The organism is Selenomonas sp. oral taxon 478 (assembly GCF_001189555.1).
In the GTDB taxonomy this organism is placed as follows: Bacteria; Bacillota; Negativicutes; order Selenomonadales; family Selenomonadaceae; genus Centipeda; species Centipeda felix.
In genome coordinates, this window is the sequence record NZ_CP012071.1 from 225,950 (window position 1) to 251,324 (window position 25,375).

Annotated in this window: 23 protein-coding genes; 4 read left to right on the forward strand and 19 right to left on the reverse strand. The window is 56.8% G+C overall.

Annotation, left to right across the window (positions count from 1 at the left end):
• Positions 1–242 precede the first annotated feature (242 nt).
• The gene (locus ADJ74_RS01100; RefSeq protein WP_050341245.1) at positions 243–755 is read left to right on the forward strand and encodes a nitroreductase family protein; all 513 of its coding nucleotides are present in this window, start codon (positions 243–245) and stop codon (positions 753–755) included.
• Between the two features lie 67 nt (positions 756–822).
• Here the strand turns inward: ADJ74_RS01100 and eno are convergent, their stop codons facing one another.
• The 8 genes from eno to ADJ74_RS01140 all read right to left on the reverse strand — a co-directional run bounded on the left by eno (position 823) and on the right by ADJ74_RS01140 (position 9,313).
• Positions 823–2,127: a phosphopyruvate hydratase gene (gene eno / locus ADJ74_RS01105; RefSeq protein ID WP_050341249.1), complete on the reverse strand. Its 1,305-nt coding sequence runs from the start codon at positions 2,125–2,127 to the stop codon at positions 823–825.
• Between the two features lie 485 nt (positions 2,128–2,612).
• Positions 2,613–3,392, reverse strand: a complete 780-nt coding sequence (locus ADJ74_RS01110) for a ZIP family metal transporter (RefSeq protein WP_050341251.1) — start codon at positions 3,390–3,392, stop codon at positions 2,613–2,615.
• Positions 3,393–3,460: 68 nt separating this feature from the next.
• Positions 3,461–3,772, reverse strand: coding sequence for an immunity protein Tsi6 family protein (locus ADJ74_RS01115; RefSeq protein ID WP_006691009.1), 312 nt, complete (start codon positions 3,770–3,772; stop codon positions 3,461–3,463).
• Positions 3,773–3,839: 67 nt separating this feature from the next.
• Complete coding sequence (locus ADJ74_RS01120; RefSeq protein ID WP_039981432.1) at positions 3,840–4,511, reverse strand: response regulator transcription factor; 672 nt, start codon at positions 4,509–4,511, stop codon at positions 3,840–3,842.
• Positions 4,512–4,540: 29 nt separating this feature from the next.
• Positions 4,541–5,827 (reverse strand): type II secretion system protein GspD, encoded by a 1,287-nt coding sequence (locus tag ADJ74_RS01125; protein WP_050341253.1) that lies wholly within the window; start codon positions 5,825–5,827, stop codon positions 4,541–4,543.
• A 5-nt stretch (positions 5,828–5,832) separates the two neighbouring features.
• A complete protein-coding gene (locus ADJ74_RS01130) occupies positions 5,833–6,372 on the reverse strand; it encodes a hypothetical protein (protein WP_050341255.1) in 540 nt (179 codons plus the stop codon).
• Between the two features lie 113 nt (positions 6,373–6,485).
• Positions 6,486–7,940, reverse strand: a complete 1,455-nt coding sequence (locus ADJ74_RS01135) for a glucose-6-phosphate isomerase (protein WP_050341258.1) — start codon at positions 7,938–7,940, stop codon at positions 6,486–6,488.
• Positions 7,941–7,957: 17 nt separating this feature from the next.
• Positions 7,958–9,313: a phosphomannomutase/phosphoglucomutase gene (locus ADJ74_RS01140; protein WP_050341260.1), complete on the reverse strand. Its 1,356-nt coding sequence runs from the start codon at positions 9,311–9,313 to the stop codon at positions 7,958–7,960.
• A 415-nt stretch (positions 9,314–9,728) separates the two neighbouring features.
• On the opposite strand from ADJ74_RS01140, the gene ADJ74_RS01145 reads away from it, so the two are divergent.
• Together ADJ74_RS01145 and ADJ74_RS01150 are read left to right on the forward strand one after the other, a co-directional pair.
• Complete coding sequence (locus ADJ74_RS01145; RefSeq protein WP_050341262.1) at positions 9,729–10,685, forward strand: AEC family transporter; 957 nt, start codon at positions 9,729–9,731, stop codon at positions 10,683–10,685.
• Positions 10,686–10,764: 79 nt separating this feature from the next.
• Positions 10,765–11,718: an AEC family transporter gene (locus tag ADJ74_RS01150; RefSeq protein ID WP_050341265.1), complete on the forward strand. Its 954-nt coding sequence runs from the start codon at positions 10,765–10,767 to the stop codon at positions 11,716–11,718.
• An 84-nt stretch (positions 11,719–11,802) separates the two neighbouring features.
• Here ADJ74_RS01150 and ADJ74_RS01155 read toward each other — a convergent pair whose 3' ends face one another.
• Complete coding sequence (locus ADJ74_RS01155) at positions 11,803–13,995, reverse strand: methyl-accepting chemotaxis protein (RefSeq protein WP_050344149.1); 2,193 nt, start codon at positions 13,993–13,995, stop codon at positions 11,803–11,805.
• Positions 13,996–14,416: 421 nt separating this feature from the next.
• On the opposite strand from ADJ74_RS01155, the gene ADJ74_RS01160 reads away from it, so the two are divergent.
• Entirely contained in the window at positions 14,417–15,928 is a 1,512-nt protein-coding gene (locus ADJ74_RS01160) for a Na+/H+ antiporter NhaC family protein (protein WP_050341267.1), read from the forward strand.
• 87 nt (positions 15,929–16,015) lie between these two features.
• Here ADJ74_RS01160 and ADJ74_RS01165 read toward each other — a convergent pair whose 3' ends face one another.
• The 10 genes from ADJ74_RS01165 to ADJ74_RS01210 form a co-directional block, all read right to left on the reverse strand.
• On the reverse strand, positions 16,016–16,825 hold the full coding sequence (locus tag ADJ74_RS01165; protein ID WP_050341268.1) for an SDR family oxidoreductase: 810 nt from the start codon (positions 16,823–16,825) through the stop codon (positions 16,016–16,018).
• 41 nt (positions 16,826–16,866) lie between these two features.
• Positions 16,867–17,865 carry a PTS glucitol/sorbitol transporter subunit IIB gene (locus ADJ74_RS01170; protein ID WP_006691021.1) on the reverse strand — a complete coding sequence of 333 codons (999 nt, stop codon included), beginning with the start codon at positions 17,863–17,865 and terminating at the stop codon, positions 16,867–16,869.
• A gap of 19 nt (positions 17,866–17,884) precedes the next feature.
• Complete coding sequence (locus ADJ74_RS01175; RefSeq protein WP_009754110.1) at positions 17,885–18,436, reverse strand: PTS glucitol/sorbitol transporter subunit IIC; 552 nt, start codon at positions 18,434–18,436, stop codon at positions 17,885–17,887.
• A 199-nt stretch (positions 18,437–18,635) separates the two neighbouring features.
• Positions 18,636–19,028 (reverse strand): transcriptional regulator GutM, encoded by a 393-nt coding sequence (locus ADJ74_RS01180; RefSeq protein WP_006691023.1) that lies wholly within the window; start codon positions 19,026–19,028, stop codon positions 18,636–18,638.
• A 16-nt stretch (positions 19,029–19,044) separates the two neighbouring features.
• The gene (locus ADJ74_RS01185) at positions 19,045–19,983 is read right to left on the reverse strand and encodes a sugar-binding transcriptional regulator (protein WP_050341270.1); all 939 of its coding nucleotides are present in this window, start codon (positions 19,981–19,983) and stop codon (positions 19,045–19,047) included.
• A 197-nt stretch (positions 19,984–20,180) separates the two neighbouring features.
• Complete coding sequence (locus ADJ74_RS01190; RefSeq protein ID WP_050341272.1) at positions 20,181–20,552, reverse strand: DUF488 domain-containing protein; 372 nt, start codon at positions 20,550–20,552, stop codon at positions 20,181–20,183.
• Positions 20,553–20,668: 116 nt separating this feature from the next.
• Positions 20,669–21,337 carry a hypothetical protein gene (locus ADJ74_RS01195; protein WP_050341274.1) on the reverse strand — a complete coding sequence of 223 codons (669 nt, stop codon included), beginning with the start codon at positions 21,335–21,337 and terminating at the stop codon, positions 20,669–20,671.
• 285 nt (positions 21,338–21,622) lie between these two features.
• Complete coding sequence (locus tag ADJ74_RS01200) at positions 21,623–22,819, reverse strand: NupC/NupG family nucleoside CNT transporter (RefSeq protein WP_050341275.1); 1,197 nt, start codon at positions 22,817–22,819, stop codon at positions 21,623–21,625.
• Between the two features lie 25 nt (positions 22,820–22,844).
• Entirely contained in the window at positions 22,845–24,167 is a 1,323-nt protein-coding gene (locus ADJ74_RS01205; protein ID WP_050341277.1) for a pyrimidine-nucleoside phosphorylase, read from the reverse strand.
• A 13-nt stretch (positions 24,168–24,180) separates the two neighbouring features.
• A complete protein-coding gene (locus ADJ74_RS01210; protein WP_050341280.1) occupies positions 24,181–25,365 on the reverse strand; it encodes a phosphopentomutase in 1,185 nt (394 codons plus the stop codon).
• Positions 25,366–25,375: the final 10 nt, after the last annotated feature.

A 25,375-nucleotide genomic window follows, 5' to 3' on the forward strand; every position in this document is an offset into this window, starting at 1 on the left:
AGTAAAGGAAGCACTGATAAATTCAGCACTACCATCTTGACGCATCTTTTTCGCCCGCACTTCGGCGGAAAATCCTCCACATAGCCTTTGCTATGCGTCCGGTTTTCCACCTTGTTCGGACAAAAAATCTACGCCAATCTGGCAGACTTCATTTTATCAGCGATTCCTAAAATAAATTAACAAAAACATATTTGTGACGCAACTATGGTATAATAAAATCATCGATAAAAAGGAGGATCACCATGGAATTTAATGAACTCATCCGCGAACGCTTCTCCTGCCGTGCGCTCTCCGACAGGGAAATTCCGCACGAATCCATGAACCGCATTTTTGAGGCGGCACGTCTCGCTCCTACGGCAGTCAACAAACAGCCATTTAAGGTCTGGGCCATCGAAAGCCCCGACGCACGTGCAAAGCTCGCTGAGACGACGAGCTACACCTTTGGCGCCGGCGTCTTTCTCGTCATTGGCAGCAAGGCGGACGAGGCGTGGGTGCGCCCCGACGATGATCTGAACTTTGCTGATGTGGACGCCGCCATCGTCGCGACGCATATCATGCTCGCCATCCACAACGAAGGCCTGCGCGCAACATGGGTTGGCAAGTTCAATACGCCGAAACTCAAGGAGCTGTTCCCCGTCATGAAGGGCTACAACCTCATCGCGCTCTTTCCCGTCGGCTATCCGACGGAAAAGGGTGTCCCCTCCCCACGCCACAAGGAGCGCAAGAGTGCCGTGGACATCGTGCAGATACTCTAGGGACAGTAAGCCGCATACAAAAACCCCCACCCTAGGGTGGGGATTTTTGTATCCGCAAAGGATCTTCTTACTTCGTGAAGTTGAACGCGCGCTTGCCCGGATAGACCGCACATGCGCCGAGCTGTTCCTCGATGCGCAGAAGCTGGTTGTACTTCGCAACGCGCTCGGAACGGGACGGTGCACCCGTCTTGATCTGTGCCGTGTTGAGTGCAACAGCGAGATCGGCGATCGTCGTGTCCTCGGTCTCGCCCGAACGATGCGACGTAACCGCCGTATAGCCTGCCTTATGCGCCATCTTGATCGCCTCAAGCGTCTCGGAGACCGAGCCGATCTGGTTCAGCTTGATGAGGATGGAGTTCGCCGCACCGAGCTCAATGCCCTTCTTCAGGCGCTCCGTATTCGTGACGAAGAGATCGTCACCGACGAGCTGGACCTTGTGCCCGAGTGCCTTTGTCATCGCCTTCCAGCCGTCCCAGTCCTCCTCGTCGAGACCGTCCTCAATCGAGTAGATCGGGAACTGGGCGATGAGCGACTCCCAATGCTTGATGAGATCATCGGATGTGAACTTCTTGCCGGACTTTGGCTGATGATAGAAGCCCTTTCCCTTCTCCTTGTCCTTCCACTCAGAGGAAGCTGCATCCATCGCGAGGACGAAATCCTGTCCGGGCTTGTAGCCGGCGTTCTCAATCGCCTTCAGGATGTGCTCGATCGTGTCCTCATCGGAATCGAGATCCGGCGCAAAGCCGCCCTCGTCGCCGACTGCCGTCGTCTTGCCTTCCTTCTTGAGGAGTGCCTGCAGCGCATGGAACACCTCAGTCGACCAGCGCAGTGCCTCGCGGAACGTCGGTGCGCCTGCCGGCATAATCATGAACTCCTGCGTATCGACGGAGTTCGTCGCATGTGCACCGCCGTTCAGAATGTTCATCATCGGAACGGGCAGGACGTTCGCCTGCAGACCGCCAAAGAAGCGGTAGAGTGGAATATCCTCGGACTTTGCCGCCGCATCTGATGCTGCAATCGAAACAGCAAGAATCGCGTTTGCACCGAGTTTCGACTTGTCTTTCGTGCCGTCCACATCGAACATCGCCTGGTCGACGGCATAGATGTCGCTCGCCTCAAGGCCGAGGAGTGCAGGAGCGATCTTCTTGTTGACGTTGTTAACCGCCTTTGAGACGCCCTTGCCGCCGAACTTCGACTTGTCACCGTCACGCAGCTCCAGTGCCTCGAACTCGCCCGTGGATGCACCCGAGGGAGAAGCACCACGGCCAATCGTGCCGTCCTCGAGAACGACCTCCGCCTCTACTGTCGGATTGCCGCGTGAATCGATGATCTCACGACCGATGACCTGAGCGATTCTTAAATAATCACGCATGAAAATTCCTCCTCATCACCATAACGAAAGGGCGCCCCTTCTGAATACGCCAATTCCCAGGCGCATCCTTCTCTGTGCTATTATACGTTCTTTCTTGCCAAAAATCAATGTGGCAACACCTCATGCCGGAACTTCCTTAAAACTTTTTAGGAAAGCACGAAATCACTCAGAAGAACCTTGATACAAGAATAAACAACCCGTATTCGACATTATTAGTGTATATTTTTTTCTATTGTGTGACTTGGGTTACAAAATTTTCAAACAAAATATGATAAAATACGAAGTATCAACGGGGAATACGAAACGTCCTCCCCGACATCTTTCCCCCCCGTTGATCATCCCTCTATGGGAACGTTTCCCTGCGTTCCTATTGTAAGGCAAAATCCTTACATCCCATTTCTCAAGCCGCAGGTATTCCCAACCTGCGAGCATCCCTTTCCAGGAAAAAGAGCCGACCACCCTGTCGGCTCTTTTTCTATGCGTATTTATCCGAGCGCGACATCGAGCATCATCATGAGCGTAAAGCCCACCGCAAACGAGAGCACGCCGATGTTCGAGTGCTCTCCCTCGCTCATCTCCGGAATCAGTTCCTCCACCACGACGTAGATCATCGCGCCCGCCGCAAAGGAAAGCGCATAGGGCAGAACGGGCACGATGAGTGCCGTTGCAAGTACTGTCAGCACGCCGCCGATCGGCTCGACCGCCCCCGAGAGGACGCCGCCCGCAAAGGCACGCCACTTTCCCATCCCCGCTGCACGCAGCGGCATCGAGATGATCGCGCCCTCGGGAAAGTTCTGGATGGCAATGCCGAGCGAGAGCGCGAGCGCGGCACCAAGCGTAATACCCTCGCTGCCGCTCAGCCAGCCCGCGTAGATTGCGCCGACCGCCATTCCCTCGGGGATGTTGTGCAGGGTCACGGCGAGGACAAGCATCGTCGTCCGCGAAAGGCGGCTGTGCGGTCCTTCCGCCTGCTGCGCATTCATATGCAGATGCGGGATAATGTGATCGAGTATGAGGAGAAAGAGCGTCCCCGCCCAGAAACCAACGACGGCAGGAACAAAAGCGAACTGCCCGAGATCGGCAGAGCCCTCCATCGCAGGGATGAGGAGGCTCCAGACCGATGCCGCCACCATGACGCCTGCGGCAAAGCCCGTCAGCCCGCGCTGCACACTGCGGTTGAGTGTATCCTTCAGAAAGAAGACACAGCCGGCACCGAGTGCCGTCCCGAGAAAGGGGATCATGAGTCCCTCAAAAACATCTGACATAGCATCACCTCTTTATGAAAAGTATATCAGATGATTAGGTTAGCATCAATGATAATTCTTCTCATTTATTACGGCATCTTATGATAGTCTATGGCCCCGCCATAGCAATCGCAGAGTTTCTGCGCGTATGGATCATGTTCCTCGTCGAAATTTTTTACGGCGATTGTGCCCAAGGAATATCGTTTGTAGAGAACAGATCTGGGAATCACCATGCCGCGGTCAATCACCTGTTCTTTTAGATCCATCAGCTGCGCATAAATCACCTCATACATGGCAACGTCAGGAGACATCCTCCGCAGCTGATCTGTTTCTGCCATCGCCTGTGCCATGATCTCCTGATAATATGCCTTGGTTCTCCGCGCACTGAGTCTGATATACATAGTTCCTTACTCTCCATCGAACAGGCAAAAAACGGCACGCTGCTCCTGTGCGTGCGTGCCGTTTCCTTTACTCCAACGAAACGATTTTATTCTTCAGTACGTAGACGAGTGCCTGCGTGCGGTCATTCACCTTCAACTTGTGAAAGACGCTGGTGAGATGGTTCTTGACCGTCTTTTCGGAGAGCCCCAGCGCCTTGCCAATGTCCTGATTCGACAGCCCCTTTGCGATGCAGCCGAGCACGTCCATCTCGCGCGGAGTGAGGCGTTCCCCGCGGCTCTCGTCCCAGATTTCCTTCGCCATGCGCCCAACGTCGCCCGAGATCGCAGGCGTGCCAAAGAGGCGCTCGGCGAGCTTCGGATAGACGAAGGGGTTGCCCTCGTTGACCATGTGGATTGCCTTGATGAGCACATTCGGTTCGACATCCTTGAGCAGGTAGCCGAGTGCCCCGTTCTTCAGCATTTCGAGCACATAGTTATCGCTGTCATGGATCGTGAGCGCGATGATCTTCACACGTGAGCGCGCCTGCTTCAGCTGCTTCGTCACGTCCAGCCCCGTCAGCCCCGGCATATTGATATCGAGCAGGAGGATGTCGGGTTTAAGCATGAGCGTGCGAGCCAGTGCTTCCTGCCCGTCCTCTGCTTCGCCGACGACCTCGAGATCGTCTTCAAAATTCAGTACGCGCTTGATCCCCTGCCGCAAGAGCGCGTGGTCGTCTGCTAAGAGTATTCTGATTGCCACCCTTGATCTCCTCTTTCTGTCGTATTTCATCACTCGTCCAACACATGTGCTGTGAGAAAAATCATCAGTTCCGTCTCGTTTCTGCTCGTCCGCACCGTGCGGAAGAATGCCCCCAAGAGTGGCAGGTCGCCGAGAAACGGAATCTTTGCAAGCGTACGCGACTCATCGCTGTCAATGAGCCCGCCGATTACCATCGTCTCGCCGTTTTTCAGGCGGACCGTGGTGTCCGCACTCCGCTTTTGGAAACGGTACGCTTTCAGATCGTCAACGAAAACGGGCGTACTGACCTCCGTGTGCACACGCGCGACGATGTTGCCATCTGCCGTGACGCGCGGCGTATAGCGCAGGATGATCCCTGCCTCGCGGTACTCGATGCCGGTCGTCGTGACATTATTCGATGTCGTCACAACCGGCACGGGCACCTCCGCACCGATATTGATCAGTGCTTCACGCCCCTGCACGGTCGTCACGTTCGGACGGGCAAGCATCTTTGCCTTGCCCTCCGAGACGAGTGCGCGGATCGCTGCCGTGTAGTAGAACTCATACGGCATGCCCTCAGGTCCGCGCCCAAAGCGTATGATCCCAGGAGCACTCGCGCCGTCCATCCCCGCATCGCGTCCGCTGACGTGCCAGCTGCCTGACGCATCGCGTGAGACGTCCGGGTACTGCGGCAGAGGCGACCATGACCAGTCGATGCCGAGTTCCTTTGCCGCCCGCTTGGAGACGGCAACAACGCGCGCCTCAAGCGATACCTGACGCGGGGCCGTGTCGAGTGCAGAAACAATCTCACGTACGGCACGAGCCTCCGACTCCGTACCGTAAAAGAGAAGCGTATTCGTCGCCGTATCCACAAGGACGCGCTGCGGCACATTGGAATCCGAGTCCTCATTTTCGCTTGTATCTTTATTACTTTTCGACACAATTGCGCGTTTTCCTTCACCCGTGAGGGATAAATTTGCCGCATGGGCGAGTTCCTCGGGATCGGCATAGCGGACGACATAGGTATGAACGCTCCGCTGTGCATCGCGCACCTCTGTGCCGACGGCCAGCCACACCTCCCCATGCCGTTCAAGGTGGATCCCGCGAGCGGCAGCAATGAGGTGCAGCACCTCCTCCGCCTCTCCTGTGAGATGCGCCGTTACCGTCCCCGTCACGCTGTCATCGACGATAAGCGGCAGATTCCCCATGCGCGCCGCCGCGAGGAGGACAGACCGCACATCGCCGCCCGTCACATCAACGGTCACGGATGCAGCAGAAACCGGTGCAGCAAAGAGCAGCAGTCCAAAGAACGCAGTCCTGATGATCCATCGCTTCATCCTATTTACTCCCTCGTAAGCGTAATGACGCCATGCGCCGTGCGCAGTGTCGCCGTTCGCTCGGTTAGTGCGTCAAGGGTATAGCCGTGCCATGTATCGCCCGCAGCAAGCGCCGCGCTGTCCTTCCCTCTAGCGAGGATGGCGATCCTCCGGCCGTCTGCCCCCGTCACAATACCGCGCAGTACGAGCGGCGTCTCTGCCTTGGGCTGCGCCTGCGGCGGCATCGGCAGAGCGGCAGGAGCGGGCTGCGCCGGCGGCTTTTCCTCGTGCGGCGTTGGCGCGATTGGCATAGTACCCGTCTCCCCCTCCGCTGCATGCGCCATGGTAAACGGGTTGTGCAGAGCTCTGCCCTCTGCCGCAGCAGAAAGCCCCTGCACCTCTGTCACGGACACATCAGAACGGCTGACCGTGGGCGGCACAGGAAGTGGCGGAGGTTCCTCATGGAGCATGGCTCCGAGGGAAAGGAGCAGGAGCAGTCCCGCGCCGACCGCCGCCTGCTGACGCCGATACCGCGCACTGAGATAGTCTTTCCAGCGTTCGAGCACGCATACCTCCGATAAGCAAAGAGGGACTGCTGCTGCAGTCCCCCCCAAAAACATATCCACACGCTCAGACGTGCGGTTCCCACGCCGCACACTTAAACGTTTTTCATCGCCGCTTAGCCCTTTTTCTTCAGCTCCTGCAGCTTCGGTCCCATGATGCGCTTATACGCCTCGACACCCGGCTGATCGAATGCGTCGACATCCGCCAACTCACCCTCGTAGGCAATGGACATCGCAAGCATGTAGAGCAGCTCGCCGAGGTGATACGGCGTCAGCTCCGGCAGCGCAAACACGGCACTGTAGCGCTTGTTCGACGCAAGTGCATCCGCGTTTGACTGGCGCGCCACCTCAAGGGCCGCCCCCATCGTCACGCCCGCCACATCCGCGAGCTTCTTGACCTCGGGGAACACGTTCGGAATGACAAGATCGTCTGCCCACTTGTCGATGCGGATGAACTGCACCACCTTGTTGAGCTTGCCCTCCTGATGCTGCTGCGTCTGCGCGTGCATATCCGTCGTGCCGACTGCAACGACAGGGGTACGACCGTAGCAGACTTCCTTGCCCTCCTTGTTGAACTGCTTGCCGAGCGATTCGGCAAGCAGCTGAATGTACCACTCGGAGACGGACTTCAGATAGTCGCCGTACGGCATCATGACCTCGATATCGCGGCCGTGCTTTTCGGATGCGGCAAACTTCAGTGCCGCATTGAGCATCGCGGGATTCTGCCAGAGATCGTCATTCTGACACGCCTTGTCCATATCGCGTGCACCCGCAAGGAAACTCTCGATATCAAAGCCAATGCACGCAGCAAGCGTCAGCCCGACCTCGGTAAAGACAGTGAATCGTCCGCCTACGCCATCCGGCACGGCGAACTGCTTCCACCCCTTCTCAATGGCGAGCTTCTTCAGCAGAGTTGGCTTCTCCTCATTCGGATCGGTGACCGCGACCACCTCGACCTCGATGTTGTCCGCCTTCGTGAAGGCATCATACATCACCATGAAGTTCGACATCGTATCGAGCGTGCCGCCCGACTTCGAGATGACGAGGAGCATGATGCGCAGCGGCTGTCCGCCATGTGTTTTCTTGATCTGCGCGACATCCTTCATGTGATTGATGATGTCGCCTGTGCGGCGCGGATCGATGTTGTTGCCGCTGAAGTAGATACGCGGATAGTTGCTGCGCTGCTCATTCGAGAGCGAATTCCAGAGCTCGCCGCAGTGTACATCAAACAGCACCTTGTTCCCGAGGTACGAGCCGCCGATGCCAAGGGAAATCACGACATCCGTATTCTCCTGTGCGTGCTTTCCAAGCTCTTTCAGCCGTGCAAGGGAGGCAGGCGAGTTGATATTGCCTTCCTTGATGTATGGCGTCTGCGAGAACAGCACCTTCTCCGGCTCCCCATCCTTCGAGAGATGTGCGCGGATAAAGCCCGTCTCGCGCATGACCTTCATTGCGGCATGTGCCTTCTTCAGATCTTCTGCATAGAAGGCAAGATCGGCATCCGTCACTTTCCCCTCGCCGTAGAGGTTGTCATAGTCAAACGTAAACCCCGACTTCAGTACAAGACTCATCCCAAAAGCCCCTTTCTTTACGCGCGGATCTCCGCGAGCAGTTCATCCGTCTTCTCCTTCAGCAGGGCTTTGTCCTGGCGCGTCTCAACATTGAGACGGATCACAGGCTCTGTGTTTGACATGCGCAGGTTGAACCGCCACTGCGGGAACTCGATCGAAAGACCATCCACCTTCGTCACCGTGCCGCCCGCACCGTACTTTGCCTCGATGCGATCCATGACCGCCTTGGCATCGGCAACCTTGCTGTTGATCTCCCCCGAGGTCGGATAGCGATCCATGCGTGCCTGCATAAGCGCCGACAGCGTCTTGCCGCCCGCCGCACTCATCAGCTCTGCAACGAGCAGCCACGGAATCTGTCCGCTGTCGCAGTAGGAGAACTCACGGAAGTAGTGGTGTGCACTCATCTCGCCGCCGTAAATTGCATTGACCTCGCGCATCTTGTCCTTGATGAATGCGTGACCGCTCTTGCACATGACTGCCTTGCCGCCCAGCTGCTCCGCGATTTCAAGCGTATTCCATGTCAGACGCGGATCGTAGATGATGCTCGCACCCTTGTTCTTTTTCAAAAATGCCTCAGCGAGGAAGCCGACCATGTAGTATCCCTCGATGAAGCCGCCCTTTTCATCAAAGAGGAAACAGCGGTCAAAGTCGCCGTCCCACGCCACACCGAAGTCCGCCCCCGTCTCACGCACGACCTTCGCCGTCGCCTCACGGTTCTCCTGCAGGATGGGGTTCGGCACGCCGTTTGGAAAGTTGCCGTCTGGCTCATTGTAGACCTTGACCAGCTCGAACGGCAGGAACTTCTCCATGGCATTGATGATGGGGCCCGCCGCTCCATTGCCCGTGTTGACGACGATCTTATAGGGCTTCAGTTTGCTCACATCGACATAGGAGAGGATATGCTTGACATATTCATCCAATATATCCTTCTTCTCGATATGTCCTGCCGCGGGTGCGGGGTCGGGATAGGTGCCGCCGACCGCCATCGCTGCGATGTCCTTGAGCCCCGTATCGCTTGAGATGGGGCGCGACTCCGCGCGGACGAACTTCATCCCGTTGTACTGCTTCGGGTTATGGCTCGCCGTAATCATAATGCCGCCGTCGAGGCCCAGATGCGCCGTCGTGAAGTAGATCATCTCCGTGCCGCACTGGCCGATGTCAACGACGCTGCAGCCCGCCTCCGTCAGCCCCTTCGCGAGTGCATCGCGCAGTGAAGGTCCCGACAGTCGTATATCATGCCCAATGGCAACCGACTTCGCCTGAAACAACGTCGGGAAGCTGCGTCCGACACGATACGCCAGTTCTTCATTCACCTCGTCTGGATAGACGCCACGCACATCGTATGCGCCAAAGCCCTTGTCTGTTACTGCCATAAACGTCCCCTCCTCATGGGGTGCCCACGCGCCCCCCGCTCCCCTCTCGGCAGCCACATAAACTGTGCCGAAGAGGCATGAAAAAATCATATATAGTAGTATTTCGCCGTTTTTTTCGCATTTCCTGTTTACTTCCCAAAATTTTGAGAACGTTTTACAAGAGCAACTAAGGAATCACTGATAAAATGAGGTCTGCCAGATTGGCGTAGATTTTTTCGTCCGAACGAGGTGGAAAACCGGACGCAGAGTGGTGCTCTGTGGAGGATTTTCCGCCGAAGTGCGGGCAAAAAAGATGCGTCAAGATGGTTGTACCGAATTTATCAGTGCTTCCTTAAGTTTACATCAATGACCTCTTGTGCTAGGATAAAAATATCACAGAATGTTATCATTTGCTTCATGAAAGTCTGGTGTCCGCATGGACGAAGTTATGCCACGGCTGATCTTGCTCGTCACCGATCTGATCCTGCCGCTCATCGTCGGCTACGTTCTCTACCAGCGCCGACTGCTCTCCGACGGGATGCTCAATCGCCTCATCCGCATCAATATCGTCGCGTTTTTTACGCTGCTCTCACTCTTCAGTTTCTGGGCTCTGCCGCTGACCAAGGACGTGCTCGTCCTGCCCTTTTTCTTTGCGTTTATCATCCTCTTTCCGGGATTTATCAGTTGGCGTTTCCTCGGACGGCGGTTCCACAGCTCCATCGACCGCGGTACACATCTCATCTCCGCGCTGCTCTCGAACATCGGCACGCTCGGCGGCATCTGCGCTTATATCATCTACGGAGAGCGCGGCTTTGCCTATGCACAGATCGGCAGCGCCTGTCAGAACCTCGTGCTCGTCCTGCTTGCCTTCCCCATCGCCCAGTACTACTATCTCCTGCACAAGAGCCACGGGCGCCGCGCCCGCCTTGACGCACGCGGCTTTCTGGGGCTCCTCATCTCGTGGAATCAGCTCAGCATCCTCGGGATGGCGGCGGGGCTCGCCCTCAATGCGGGCGGTGTCGTGCGCCCGCCCGTCCTCGCAGAGGCATTCTCCTACCTCATCCACGTCTCCGCATGGATTGCAATGCTCCCAATCGGCTCACTCATCAACTTCCGACGGGCGCGCCACTTCATCTATCTGACCCTCGACATGATCCTCCTGCGCTTTCTGCTCGTCCCCGCCGCCACCTTTACCGTGGCACGCCTCATCATCAACGACCCCATCATCCAGAACTCCCTCGTTCTCTTCGCGGGCGTGCCCGCCGCGATCAACGCCACCCTCACCGCCCGTCTCTACCATCTGAACGTCGACTACACCATCGCCGTCTTTCTCGTCACCACCGTTCTCTACCTCTGCATTCTCTTCCCCATTACCTTCTTCCTGTTTCGATAAGTGAAATGCACTTTCTGGAGAGAAGGTGCCTGCACAAACACCACCATAACAAGCCATCACAATAGAAAGAGGTTTTCCCATGGACAGTTCTGATTTCCGCATCATCTATCTCTTCACCGACCTCCTCGCGCCGCTCATCGTCGGCTATCTCCTCTATCGGCACGGGAAGATCTCCGACGCACTCATCAGCCGTATCCTGCGCCTGAACGTCATCATCATCTACACCGTCCTTGCCCTCATGAGCTGTTGGACGCTGCCGATCTCGTGGGACCTCGCCCTCATCCCGGTCTACGGAATCCTCATCGTCCTCGTTCCGGGGGTTGTCGGATGGGCGTTTTTCATCCGCAAATACCACAACCCGCTTGACCGCGGTGCCTTTCTCTGCAACGCCATGATGTCGAACATCACCACCCTCGGCGGAGTCTGTGCCTACATCATCTACGGCGAGCAGGGTTTCGGCTACGCGCAGATCATGGGCATCTTTCAGACGATCCTACTCGTCCTCGCCGTCTTTCCGATGGCGCAGTTCTACTGTCTCCAGCATGAAAATCACGGCGACACGGGCAAGGTCAGCCTACGCGTGCGCGATATCCTCCTCTCGTGGAATCAACTCAGCATCCTCGGCATGGCGGCAGGGCTCCTTCTCAACGCGGCAGGCATTGCGCGTCCGCCCGCTGTGGGCACGGCATTCGAGGGACTGATTCACTTCGGTGCATGGTTCGGTATGCTGCCCGTCGGTGCGCTCATCAACCTGCATCGCACACGTCGCTACGCGCCCTACACCCTCGACCTCTTCATCCTGCGCTTTCTCGTCATGCCCGCCTTTATGTTCGCGATCAGCTATCCCTTCGTCCACGATCCCGTCCTCCTCGGGGCAATCCTCGTCTTCTCCGTCACGCCGGGTGCGATCAACTCTGTCACAGCGGCAAAACTCTATCATCTCAACGTGGACTTTACCATCTCTGGATTTCTCACGACAAGCATTGCCTTCTTCTTCCTCGTCTATCCCGCGCTGTTCTTCCTGCTGCGATAAGCCCCTACGTATGCAAAATCCCTGCCGCATTCCTGCGGCAGGGATTTTCAATGTCAATATGCAGATAGAAGTACAAAATAACGATCAGAGGCGGAAGCGCTCAACCTCATTCTGCAGATCGGTCGCGATCTGGGCAAGGCTCTCGCTCGCCTCAGCGATGTCCGCGAGTGCCTGTGTCTGCGTGTCGACGGCGGCTTCCGATTCATTCGTCGTCGCATCGTTCTCCTTTGCCATATCCATCAGCTTATTGCTGACGGCGGCAATCGCCTTGTTCTTCTCCGTCAGCTTCTCGGAGGATTCGTTCAGCTTCGCAACAACGCTGTTCGCGCCTTCGACCGCCTCGGCAATCATCTCAAAGCGGCGCTGCGTACGCTCGAGGTTGACATTGCTCTCCTCGACCAGCTTCTTGGAGACCTCCATTGTATCGACCGCCTGCTGCGACTTCGTCTTGAGCTCGCCGATGATGCCGTTGATCTCATCCGTAAAGCCGCGCGACTGCTCCGCGAGCTTGCGGATCTCCTCGGCGACGACCGCGAATCCGCGTCCCGCCTCGCCCGCACGCGCCGCCTCGATGGCAGCGTTGAGCGCAAGGAGGTTCGTCTGCTCGGAGATGGACTGGATCATCGCGCTCGCCTCTTCGATACGCTCCGCACGCTCATTCGTCTCCTCGACCACACGCGAGACCTCCTGTGTGGCATTGGCAGTCTCGGCGGACTTCTTCATGAGGTCGGCGAGGATCTCCGCGCCCTCGGTCTGGCGCTTTTGGATATTCGCCGTCGCCTCGTTCATCTCCGTCATGACCTTGCGGTTGTCATCGAGCAGGTGGAGAATCTCGTCTGTATGATCGACCGCATCCTGCGTGTCCGCAACCTGCACGCGTGCACTCTCGGCGATGTCGTGGATGCCCTTGCGCACCGTCTCCGCCGAGTGCGCCGTGTTCTGCGCCGTCGCCGTCAGCTCCTCACTCGTTGCCGCAACAGACTGCGAGACACCGTTGATCTTGCCGATGATCTCGCGCAGGCTATTCGCCATGCGCCCGAGTGAGCGAATCATCGCGCCGATCTCATCGGCACGATCCAGATAGATCGCGGCATGCTTTCCCTTCTCGTGATCCAGATCGAGATCGGAAAAACGCGTCAAAATCCCCGTCACATCCCCAATGGGAACGATCAAGCGCCGCTGAATGAACATTGCGAGGGCGATGACGAGCACCACCGTACAGATCACGGCAAGCACAACGGAGAAGATCACCATCTCGCGCGCCGTACCAACGAATTTATCCTTATCCGTAATGGAGAAGATCGCCCACGGTGTATCAATTCCGTCATAGTGGAGCGCGTAGAAGACGTAGACCGACTCCTTGCCTGTCGTCGGCGACACATTCATCAGGCTGTATGGACCGTCTGTGAAGATCTCCTTCTTATCCTGCTCCGTCGATCCCATCAGCTGGAACGCGTCCTTCATGATGGAGTCGGGACTCGTCCCATGCGCCACGAGACGTCCCGCATTATCGATCAGGAGGTAGATGTTGTCCGGCGTACTCGCCTTCTCGAAATCCTTCTGGATCTGCTCCATGTCAAAGTCAAGTGAGATTGCACCGACAAAATGCCCATCTACAATCAGAGGGATGGCGAGCGACACCACGAGAGTCTTCTTGCCGCCGACCTCCTCATAGTACGGATTCGTCAGCGTGAGCTTGGACGTACGCTTTGGCTCCGTATACCAATCAGCCGTCTCATAGCCCGTGCTCGGCTCGAACTCTACGCTGCTGCCCTCACGGCTCACGTAGGAAATCATGCGTCCTGTGCTGTCCGAGAGCGGGTCGCTCGTATGTGCGGCGTCGTTGCCGTCAAAGGCATTCGGTTCAAAGACCACCCCCACGCCCACAAGGTTACTGTTGGACTGAATCAGATCCGCAAGGTTTTTGTTCAGTGCCTCACGGCTGCGTGCCTCCGGCGGTGCCTGCATCATCGTGTAGATGCGCTGACGCAGCCCCTCCCCCGACTGTTTGATCGAGGCATAGCGGTTGAAGACCGGGCGGATCTTGTCCCCCAGCTCGTTGTACTTCGCCTGCGTCCCCACGGTGAGGAGTTCATCATACGCGCGATAGCCGACGAACGAGACGAGAATCGTCACCATCACGACAATCCCGACGAGCGTGATCGCGTTCAGCTGAAAGCCGATACCCCTTCCCTTCTTTTGCCCTTGTTCCTGCAAAATATTCTCTCCTTTCCCTGCGCTCGGCCGTTTCAATGCAGAACAACCATCCCCTGCCATAACCGCACGCAAAAGCAACCGTATCCACTGCCATTAACAGTAGCTTTCGTCATGGTCTTCTAAATTCTCTCTAAGACGACTAATTCGCCGCATAAATATATTTTTCCTGCCTTGGCAAAATATATTTTTTATGCATGTGCTCCTGGCACAATAATTTAACGCCGTAATTTTTCATCCGAACCTTTTGCCAAATCCTGATTTTTTGCTATAATGGTAAGCAATTTCGTAAGGGAGTCGCTGATAAAATAAAGTCTGTCAGATTGGTGCAGATTGTTTCATCCGGTTATGGCGGCAAACCAGACGCATAGCCAAAGCTATGCGGGATTTGCTGACAAAATACGGGCAAAAAGATGCGTTGAGACGGCGGTGCTGAATTTATCCGTACTTTCTTAAATACTATCTTAGGGAGTGTATCTAACTCATGACAGCAACCGCATGGTCGATTCTGCCGCCAATCATCACCATCGTCCTCGCACTCTGGACAAAAGAAGTCTATATGTCGCTCATCATCGGTATCTTCTCGGGGGCAATGCTCTTTGCAGGAGGGAATTTTCTGCAGGCGACGCTCACGATGTTTCAGGTCATGGCAGACAAGGTGGGCGGCAACGTCAACATTCTTGTCTTTCTCGTCATCCTCGGCATTCTCGTTGCCGCCATCACACGCTCCGGCGCGATGAATGCTTACGGCGAATGGGCGACACGGGCGATTCACGGCAAGCGAAGCGCGTCGCTCGTCACGGTGCTCCTCGGCATCGTCATCTTCATCGATGACTATTTCAACTGCCTCACCGTCGGCACGGTCATGCGCCCCGTTACGGACAAGTTTCAGATTGCGCGGACAAAACTCGCCTACATCATCGATGCTACGGCAGCGCCGATCTGCATCATCGCTCCCGTCTCAAGCTGGGCTGCGGCTGTCGGCTCCTCCCTGCCGGAGGACTCGCCCATCGACGGCTTTATGCTCTTTTTGCAGACGATCCCATTCAACCTATACGCATGGCTGACAATTCTCTTCATGCTCTACATTATATGGACGGGGCGTGACTTCGGAGCGATGCGCAGAAGTGTCGAGAAGTCCAATGTGGAGTTCGAGATTCCGAAGGAGTATCAGGACACGGCGGAGGCATCGGCAAGTGCAGCGAGCGAAGGACGCGGCAAAATGATCGATCTCGTGCTCCCCCTGCTTGTCCTCATCGCCGCCTGCATTTACGGGATGCTGTATACGGGCGGCATTCACGAAGGCAAGAGCATTGCACAGTCGTTCGCCGACTGCGACTCGTCAAAATCTCTCGTGCTTGGGTCGTTCATCGCCTTCGTCTTTACGGGGCTGCTCTACCTGCCGCGCCGCGTCGTCTCGTTCAACGTGTTCTGCGACAGCTTCGGCTGGGGATTCAAGGCAATGACCCCTGCCATCTTCATCCTCTGCCTTGCATGGACGCTCTCGGGGATCTGCAGCAAGGAGTACCTCAACCTCGGCGGCTTCGTCGGCACGATTGTCACCGCCAATGCGGGCGTTGTCATGTTCCTGCCGCCGCTCTTCTTCCTCGTTGCAGCAGGGCTTGCCTTCGCGACGGGCACGAGCTGGGGCACATTCGGCATCCTCATCCCAATCGCCATCGCCGTCCTCGGACAGACGGCGCCCGACATTCTCGTCGTCTCTGTCGCCGCTATCCTCTCGGGCGCGGTCTGCGGCGACCACGCCTCACCCATCTCCGACACCACCATCCTCGCCTCGGCAGGGGCACAGTGTCACCATCTCGACCACGTATCGACCCAGCTGCCCTACGTTGCTGTCGTCGCTTCCTGCTCCCTCATCGGCTACATCACCGACGGACTGACCGAAAACGGCTATATTGGACTCGCCGTGGGCATCGCAGCCCTCGCCATATTCATGGTCGTGCTCTCCTCACGCGTCACATCGGCAGAGCAGTGAACAAACTACAAACTGTATCGTATACGAAAACGCCGCCAACAGGCTCTATGCTTCGTTGGCGGCGTTTTGTCACATGCTGTTTTCTTGTCAGCCCCGCGTCTTTCCTCCCGCCACATTATATGTGACGCCGTGGATATAGGAGGCGCGGTCGGAGGCGAGATAGGCGACGAGGTCGGCGACCTCACTAAGCTTTCCACTGCGCCCAAGCGGCGTGGTCTTGGTGCTCGCATATCCCTTGCGCAGGTCATCGACGGTGATGCCGCGCGTGTAGGCGAGAGCCTCCTCATAGGCCAGAGTACGCAGCCCCGTCGCCTCAAGGATACCGGGCGCAACGGCAACAACGCGCACGCCCAGCTTGCCGAACTCCTTCGCCCACGAACGCGTAAAGGAATTGACTGCATTCTTCGTTGCCGCATAGATGCTCTGCCCCTCGGAGCCCTCGATGCCGCTCTCCGAGCTCATGTTGATGATAACGCCGTGTCCCTGTGCGACAAGCTCTCGCCCGACTTCCTGTGCACAGATATAGACGCCCTTGAAGTTAACTGCCGTTACCTTATCAAAGACAGCATCGTCCAGTTCATACTTACCATGCGGATCCTTCGGATCAACGAGGAGACGCGGAATATTGATGCCTGCATTGTTGACGAGGATATCGATATGTCCAAACTTCTCCTTCGCCGCAGCAACCATCGCTGCAACACTGGCACGCTTCGTCACATCAGTAACGACGTAAAGCACCTTTCCATTCTTTTCATCAAAGGCAGGTGCCTGCGGGTTCATATCGCAGACGACAACATTCGCACCCTGCGCCAAAAACTCCTCGGCGACCGCCTTGCCGATCCCCGACGCGCCGCCCGTAACAATCGCCGTCTTTCCCTCGAGATTCAACCAGCTCATATCGTATTCTCCTTTTCCCTTACGAAAGAAAGCAAAATATCTCAGTTCTCATACAGCCCCGCACTGGCGATCCACGCAATGATAACGGCGAGCGGGCCTGTCATGAAGCGAGAGTAAAGGACAGCGGGCACACCGATCTCCACCGTCTTGGCATCTGCCTCGGCAAGACCGAGGCCGACAGGAATAAAGTCGCAGGCGCACTGCACGTTGATCGCAAACACAGCAGGGAGAGCAAGATTCGGCGGGATATGCCCAAGCCCGATCTCCACACCAATCAGCACACCGACCACCTGTGCGATGACTGCCCCCGGCCCAAGAAACGGAGAAAGAAGCGGAAACGAGCAGATAAGAGCTAAGATAACCAATCCAATCGGAGAGGATGCAAGCGGCGAGATAAAATGCGCCACGAAGTCGCCAAATCCCGAACCGAGGATAACGCCAATCAGCATGGAGACAAAAGCCATGAATGGAAGGATCGTCGTAATCATGGTATTGACGGACTCGCGTCCCGCCTGATAGAACGTAGCGACGATGCCGCCCATCATCTGCCCGATCTTTGCCATAAGGCCGCCGGACTGCTCCGTGATTTTCTTCGTCGTATCGTACTTCGGAGCGGGTGCCGCCGCAGCTGCATCGGATGCAGCCGGCGCAGCAGGCGCTGCCGAGCCGTCGCTGAATGCGATATTGTTCGGCTTGACCGCCGAGACGTAGATATCCTCCTTGATGTACTGGGCAAGCGGACCAGAGGGTCCCGTCTGCTTAACGTTCACCGTAAAGATGCGCTTCTGCGGGTAGATGCCGCAGCGCAGCGTGCCGCCGCAGTCAATGACCACGGCGAGGATTTCCTCCTCCGGGACACTGGTCTTGAAGCCATCCACAACCTCTGCGCCCGTCATTTCGCCGAGACGAAGGGCAACATCCGAGATGACCCCGCCCGTGATATTGACGATTTTATTTCTCTTCTCGTCCGGCGTCAGCGTGAGCGGGCCGCCAAAGCCGCCCGAACCTGCTGAGACGACAACACTTTTATACTCTGCCATGGTATTGCTCCCTTCTTCCTTACTTCATCACAGCGGGCTCTTTGCTGAGCTCAACGCCCTGCTGACGCTGCACATACGCCGTCGTGAAGTCCGTCAGCCAGCCGCGCAGGAAGTTGACCACGAGACCGACGAGCAGATAGCGGACGGCAAGATCCGTATAGGGCAGTCCGAGCGTCGTAATGCCGTTGGCAACGCCGAGGAACACGAACATCTCACCGGGATTGACATGCGGGAACATACCGTTCATCGTATGGCATGCCGAAGACGATGCTGCATAATACGAGGGCTTGTAAAATTCCGGGAGGAATTTTCCCAACGAGAGTGCCATCGGGTTGCAGAGGAAGAACACCCCGATAAACGGAAGAATGACATAGCGGGAAAATGGATTGCCTGCACAGAAATGTGCAAATCGCTCCACGCGCTCATTTCCGACGAAGAGAACGATTGCGTTCATCGCGACGAGCAGACAGAGCAGCGTTGGGATAATACCCGTCACCCAGCTGATGAGTGTCTCACCGCCCTTGTTGAACATCCCGATGAATCCCTGTGCGAAAAGAATGAGTGTGTCCATGCGTTTGTCTCCTTTCACATGGAAAAAGTTAGGGAATCGCTGATAAAATGAAGTCTGTCAGATTGGTGTAGATTTTTTGTCCTGTCAAGGAGACAAACCAGACGCATAGCCAAAGCTATGTGGAGGATTTGTCGACGATGGCAGGGCGAAAAAGATGTGCCAAGATGACAGGGCTGAATTTATCAGTGCTTCCTGAGTCTTATGCTGAACCGGCAAATGCCGTGCCCTGCTCCTGATAGATCATATATTCCTCACGCGCGCCAAGCACGGCGCGGCGCGTTTGGCGATCATAGCGGGCGACATGCTCCTCATCGAGATCGAGAAGATTCACCCCGTTGAAATCATCAAAGGGTCGGAACCCCGCGAATACGGTGACGCCCTTCATGATCTCTCCACGCAGGATATTGCAGTCCCCATCGATCACAAAGAGCACAATCGCCCCTGCGGCAAAACGCCCCTTTGCCTTGCCGATGGCGACGCGCCCCTCATGGCGCAGTTCACGCACATGTGCGGCAAAGCGACGAAACTGGAGGATACTCAGCACGAGCTGAAGGACCCACATACTCACCGCAATAACGATCAGCCAAAACATTGTTCTCACCTCCGAATTATTCATTGAGTAAAATCTTTGCTGTCTCCTCATCCGTGATGAGAACATTGATATAGCGGCCACGCAGTGCGCCGAGAATGGCAGGCACCTTCTCACGCGATGCCGCCATGCCGATGCAGTACGGCAGGCTGCGGAGGCGCTCAAGCTGCACCGCGATGATGCGGTCATGGAACTCGTTCGTCACGGGGCGGCCGTCCGCATCGTAAAACACGGAACAGATCTCCCCCACAGCACCGCTGTGCAAGAGGCTCTCAATCGCCTCTCTGCCAAAACTTCCCATCCAGACCAGATTGGATGATTTTACAGGCGCACCGATGCCGACAATCCCAATATCAAGCTTTTCCCAAAGTTTTGAAATCTGCTCGAAATTGATATCCTGCCGAATCGCCTCTGCGATCTCGCCCGTGCGCGCAATAGCAGGGGCATAGATATAATGACTGCGCCCGCCAAAGGCGTTTGCGAGTTCATAGCAGAGCGTATTCACATGAAGTTCGCTGTCGAGGCTCTCAGGCCCTCCATCAAGCGGAACAAAATCCGCACGCACCGCACGAATTTGCTCCTCGGACGCGCAGCGCGTCAACTCGCGGATGCTCGTCCCCCACGCCAGACCGATGGTCTGTCCATCGGCCGCAATTCGGCGCAGCAGGCTGAGCCCCGCCTGTCCCATGCGCTTCTTGACCTGCTCGAGGTCAATGCTGTGTGCGACGACGCACGCCTCACGCAGGCCGAAGCGGCGCTCCAAGGCACTCTCGAGTTCCTCGTTGCTGTCCATCTCAACGGTGATGCGAACGATGCCCGATGCGAGCGCACGCCGCAGGTACTTGCTAACCGTCGTGCGGTCAACGCCAAGCCGCTGTGCAATCTCGCTCTGCTTCAAGCCTTCTGTATAGTATAGATTTGCCGCCTTGATAAGGATCCGTTTATCAACGGCCTGCATCATCATCCCCCTGTCCCATCAACCTTCACATTTGTGACGAGCCGGCTCACATGTTGCCGTTACGGATAGAATATAGCGTGTTTTCTCCCTGAGCGCAAGAAAAAAAGACCATGATTTGAAATAATCACAGTCTTTTCCCGATGATTAAGCAAATATCGTCACATAAGTGACATCACTATATCAAAAGTGACAATGTATCACTTATCCATCATTCCGTTCATCCAGTCGCGCAGAACAACGGCCTGATTGAGCTGCGGATCCTTTGCCCCATAGAGGAGTGTGACGTTCTCCCCCTTTGCGAGGTGCTCGGCAACCGTCTTTATATGGGCAGGGGCAGCCGTCCCCGTCGAGAGCTCCGTCCGATACTTCTCGGTAAACGCCGCAAAGTTCTCCGCCTTGTGGCCGAACCACTTGCGCAGCTCCGGCGTCGGCGCGATGTCCTTCCACCAGTCCGAAAGAGCGGCGTGCTCCTTCGAGATGCCGCGTGGCCAGAGGCGATCCACGAGAACGCGGAACCCATCATCCGCCGCCGGTGCCTCATAAACGCGTTTGATACGAATTTCTGCCATGATAACGCTTCTTCCTATAGCATAGAAAATACGACCGTTGTTATCTTAGCACATTTTTACAGCCGCGTCAGAAAATCTTTCGCATCTGCTCATATCTCTCACCGATAAGCCCTGCCTCACGCCGAACGGGCAGCCCTCATCGGTGCATCCATACCGATATAGTCCTGAATGGAGCGCACCTCGCCCGTGCGCAGTGCCGCAATCATGCGGTTGATCCGCGGCGGCGGAGTCCACTCGAGTGGGAGGAAACAGCCCTCGCAGTGATTATACATGACGTGCAGATCGTTCTCCGCCTGCCGCCGCAGCACTGCATACTCTGCCGCACGCCGCTCATAGCGCCGCCCCGCACGCAGATAACCGATCACGCTGACCGCCGCCCACAGGACAAAGTAGTACGTCCAGACGAAATGCGGCAAAAAGGGCGACAGCGGGAAATAGACGAGCGCGGCAGCGAGCCCGCCTGCCAGTCCCCAGAACAGGAAAGACGGATGCGAAAAGCCGCTCTCAATATACCGCAGATCATCTGCCACCTGATAGAGATTGCTGTACTCCACAAAGTAATCCCGCAGCCGCTCAAGTCCCGCCAGCTGTGCTGCCATCGTCTCCGGCGGCGGACACGGTGCATTTAGTGCGACTTCCTGCGGCATCGCATGGCGTTTACTTGCAGCTGTATCGGCGATGAAGCTCCATGTCTCAAGCTCGTCATCGACGAGGGCACGCCCCCCGCAATGCGGACAGATGCGCGTCAGATTCTCGATCTTCGCGCCGCATTCCTTGCAGATCATCCGTCTCTCTCCTTTCTGAAAAAATAATTGCTGGTTGTTATATCTGAATCGTTTATAATTATTGTATCGCTAATCAGGTGGGACTTTAGAGATATTCTATCACAAAATATCATCTTTGTCTAATAAATAGATTGTATTCATAGGAGGTTCGTCGTTAGCAATCGCGGATAAAATGAAGCCCGTCCGATTCGCACAGCTGATTTTCTCCGTGTTTCCCTAAGGAAAACAATGATAAAAAGATGCTGCTGTACATTGATTTCGTACAGCAGCCCCCAGAGTCCCCGCCTACCAGACAAACAATCCGCAGATTGCGGCAGAAAGTAAGGAGACCAGCAATCCGGACAGTATCATGTAGGATACGTTGCGCGCGACGATCGTGTTGCGTTCGCCGTCAACGAGCCCCTTAAAGCAGCCGAGGATGATGCCGATCGTCCCGAGGTTGGCGAATGACGTGATGAATACGGTCATCACCGCCTGCATATGCGCGGGCCACGTCCGGACGATATCCTGGATCTGCAGCATGACGACAAACTCGTTCGTGATGAACTTCGTCCCCATGTACTGGGCAATCTGGAATGCCTCTGTCGGCGCGAGACCAAGCAGCCACGCGAATGGGAACAGCACGACACCGAGGATGAGCTCGAGCGAGAGCGATGGGTGCAGAATGCCGAGGAGGAGGTCGAGGCACTTGAGCAGTGCAACGATGGCGATGACATTCGCGCAGATGATAAGCACGAGGCGGCCTGCACCGATGATCGACTCTGCAAGGTAGGAGAAGAACGGCTCGCGCCCGCCTCCTTCGTGGATCGTTGCAATTGTGTCCTCCTCCGGCGCAACCTTTACGGGATGAAGGAGCGAGGAGACGAGCAACGCGTTAATGACATTCAGCGGGATTGCCGTGACGACATACTCCGCCGGCATCATCTTGACATAGACGGCGATGAGTGCCGCCGTCACGCAGCTCATCGACATGAGACCGATGGTCAGCACGCGTTCCTTGCTCATCTTCATGAGCTGGAGTTTCGACACAGCGAGTGCCTCCGTGTTGCCGAGGAACATCATCTCGATGGCGAAGAACGACTCGAACTTCGGTGCACGCGTGAGGAACGTGAGCAGCTTGCCAACCCAGCGGATGATGAACGGCAAAATGCCGAAATACGTGAGGATGTCAAAGAGCGGCACGACGAAGAGGATCGGCAGGAGCCCTGCCGCAAAAAAGTTCATCTGCGGTACGTTGACCCAGTCAGGGAACACGAACGCGATACCGACATACGAGATATTAATCAGCTCCGTGAATCCGCCTGCGGCGGCTGTAATCATCTCACGACCAATCTCGAACGAGGTCAGGAACCACGCGAGCATGAGGTTCAGTGTGAGCAGAGAGGCGACCGAACGCCACTGGATCTCCTTGCGGTTCCGCGATGCGAGCACCCCAATTCCGAGGAACACAACAAGGCCGAGCAAGTTGACGAAGAAAAACATACGAACCCCCCATAGGAATTTATGCTTAGTACCGAACGACCTTGTCTTTCTCCACACGGGCGTAGACGAGCGGACGGACGGGCGGCACCTCTTTTCCAATGGTAATCGCCGCACGGAAGAGCTTTGCTGCGCTTTCTCCGCGCTGCGCGCTCTCGGTATAGAGCGTTGCGATGACATCGTCCGACGTCATTGCATCGCCGTACTTCTTATGTAGGATAAGCCCGGCGGCGAAATCAATCGGACTGTCCTTCGTCTCACGTCCTGCGCCGAGCACAACGCTCGTCTCACCGATTTTCTCCGCATCCATGGCCGTGATGTAGCCGTCCGCCCCCGCGCGAATCTCCACCTGCACAGCCGCCTGCGGGAACTTCGATGCGTCGCGCAGCACGGCATCGTCGCCGCCCTGCCGCCGTACCATCGTACAGAACGTCTCGAATGCCGATCCGTCCGCAATCGACTGCTCCGCCATGCGGCGACATTCCTCGATCGTCCCCTTGCCGACGAGGTAAAGCATGTTCTCCGCGAGCTGGAGCGATACCTCCGTCAGATCATGCGGCCCCTTGCCGCGCAGCACGTCCATCGACTCTGCGACCTCGATGCTGTTGCCGATGCCGTGACCGAGGGGCGTATCCATATCCGTGATCAGCGCAACCGTGCGCCGACCTGCCCCCTCGCCGATGGCGACCATCGTCTGCGCGAGCGCGATGGCATCGTCGAGCGTCTTCATAAACGCGCCCGAGCCCGTCTTAACATCGAGCAGAATGCAGTCCGAGCCTGCAGCAAGCTTCTTGCTCATAATCGAGGACGCAATCAGCGGGATGGAGTCAACCGTCGCCGTCACGTCGCGCAATGCGTAGAGCTTCTTATCCGCTGGCGCGAGATTGCCCGACTGTCCGATGACCGAGACGCCGCACTCGTTCACGATGGAGAAGAATTTCTCCCGCGAGATCGCCGTCTCATAGCCGGGGATTGCCTCCAGCTTGTCCACAGTGCCGCCCGTATGACCGAGACCGCGCCCGCTCATCTTTGCGACGCGTCCCCCGCAGGCGGCGACAATCGGGGCGCAGATGAGCGTCGTCTTGTCGCCGACGCCGCCAGTCGAGTGCTTGTCCACCTTCTTGCCGGCAATCGCCGAAAGATCGACACGGTCGCCCGAGTCTGCCATGGCAATCGTCAGTGCGGTCGTCTCCTCCGCCGTCATGCCGCTGAACCAGATCGCCATCAGCATGGCGGACATCTGGTAGTCCGGAATCTCCCCCGCGACATAGCCCTCGACCATACAGCGCAGTTCCTCGACAGTCAGTTCGCCGCCGTGCTTCTTCTTCGTAATCAGGTCATACATGCGCATGGGTACATCCTCCTCAGCGGGCAAGAATGCGCGGCAGCAGGCTCTCGCCCTTTGTCGTCAGCGGTGCATCGAACATATCCGCCACCGTCGCGCCGATCATGGCGAACGTCGGATACGTCCCGAGGTTCGTGTTCGGGCGGATCCGCGCACCATAGACGAGGAGCGGCACATACTCGCGCGTGTGGTCAGTTCCGGGTGCGCCGGGGTCGCAGCCGTGATCTGCTGTGATCATCAGCACATCGTCCTCGCGCATATTCTCCATGAACGTGCCGAGCTGCACGTCGAACTCTGTCGTCGCCCGCGCATAGCCCGGGATGTCGCGCCGATGTCCATACGCCATGTCGAAATCGACGAGGTTGACAAAGCACAGCCCCGTGAAGTCCTCCTGCTGGATGCGGAGCGTCTTTTCCATACCGTCGGCGTTGCTCTCGTTGACGCCCGTGCTGCGCGTGATGCCGCGCCCCGCAAAGATGTCACTGATCTTGCCGACTCCGATGACCTCATAGCCCTTCCGCACGAGCGCATCCATCATCGTATCGCCCGTCGGATCGAGGGAGAAGTCATGACGATGCGCGGTGCGCTTGTAGTTCGGATAGCTGCCGACATACGGGCGTGCAATGATGCGCCCGACGCCGTGCTCGCCCTGCATGATCTCGCGCGCCGCACGGCAGTAGTCATAGAGGCGCTCGACGGGCACATCGGCTTCGTTCGCCGCGATCTGCAGGACGCTGTCCGCCGACGTGTAGACGATGAGACCGCCCGTCTCCTCCTGCTCGCGCCCATAGTCGTGGATCACCTGTGTGCCGGAGTAGGGCTTGTTGCAGAGGATCTTCTTTCCATCACATGCTGCCGAGAGACGCGCGAGGATCTCGGGCGGGAATCCATTCGGATAGGTCGGCATGGGCTGCTCGGAGACGATGCCCGCGATCTCCCAGTGTCCGATCGTCGTATCCTTGCCGCGCGAGAGCTCCCGCAGGCGGGCAAAAGCGCCGATGGGGCTGTCTGCCGGCGTACCGCAGCCGACACCGTCGATGTTGAAGAGCCCCAGTTTCGTGAGATTCGGCGCGTGCAGCTCCGGCGAGGTCGTCAGCGACGCGAGCGTATTGCATTTCCCGTCGCCAAAATCCGCTGCGTCCGGCTCATTCCCGATGCCGAAACTGTCGAGCACAATGATGAATACGCGTTTGATACCAGCCATTGCTGTCTCC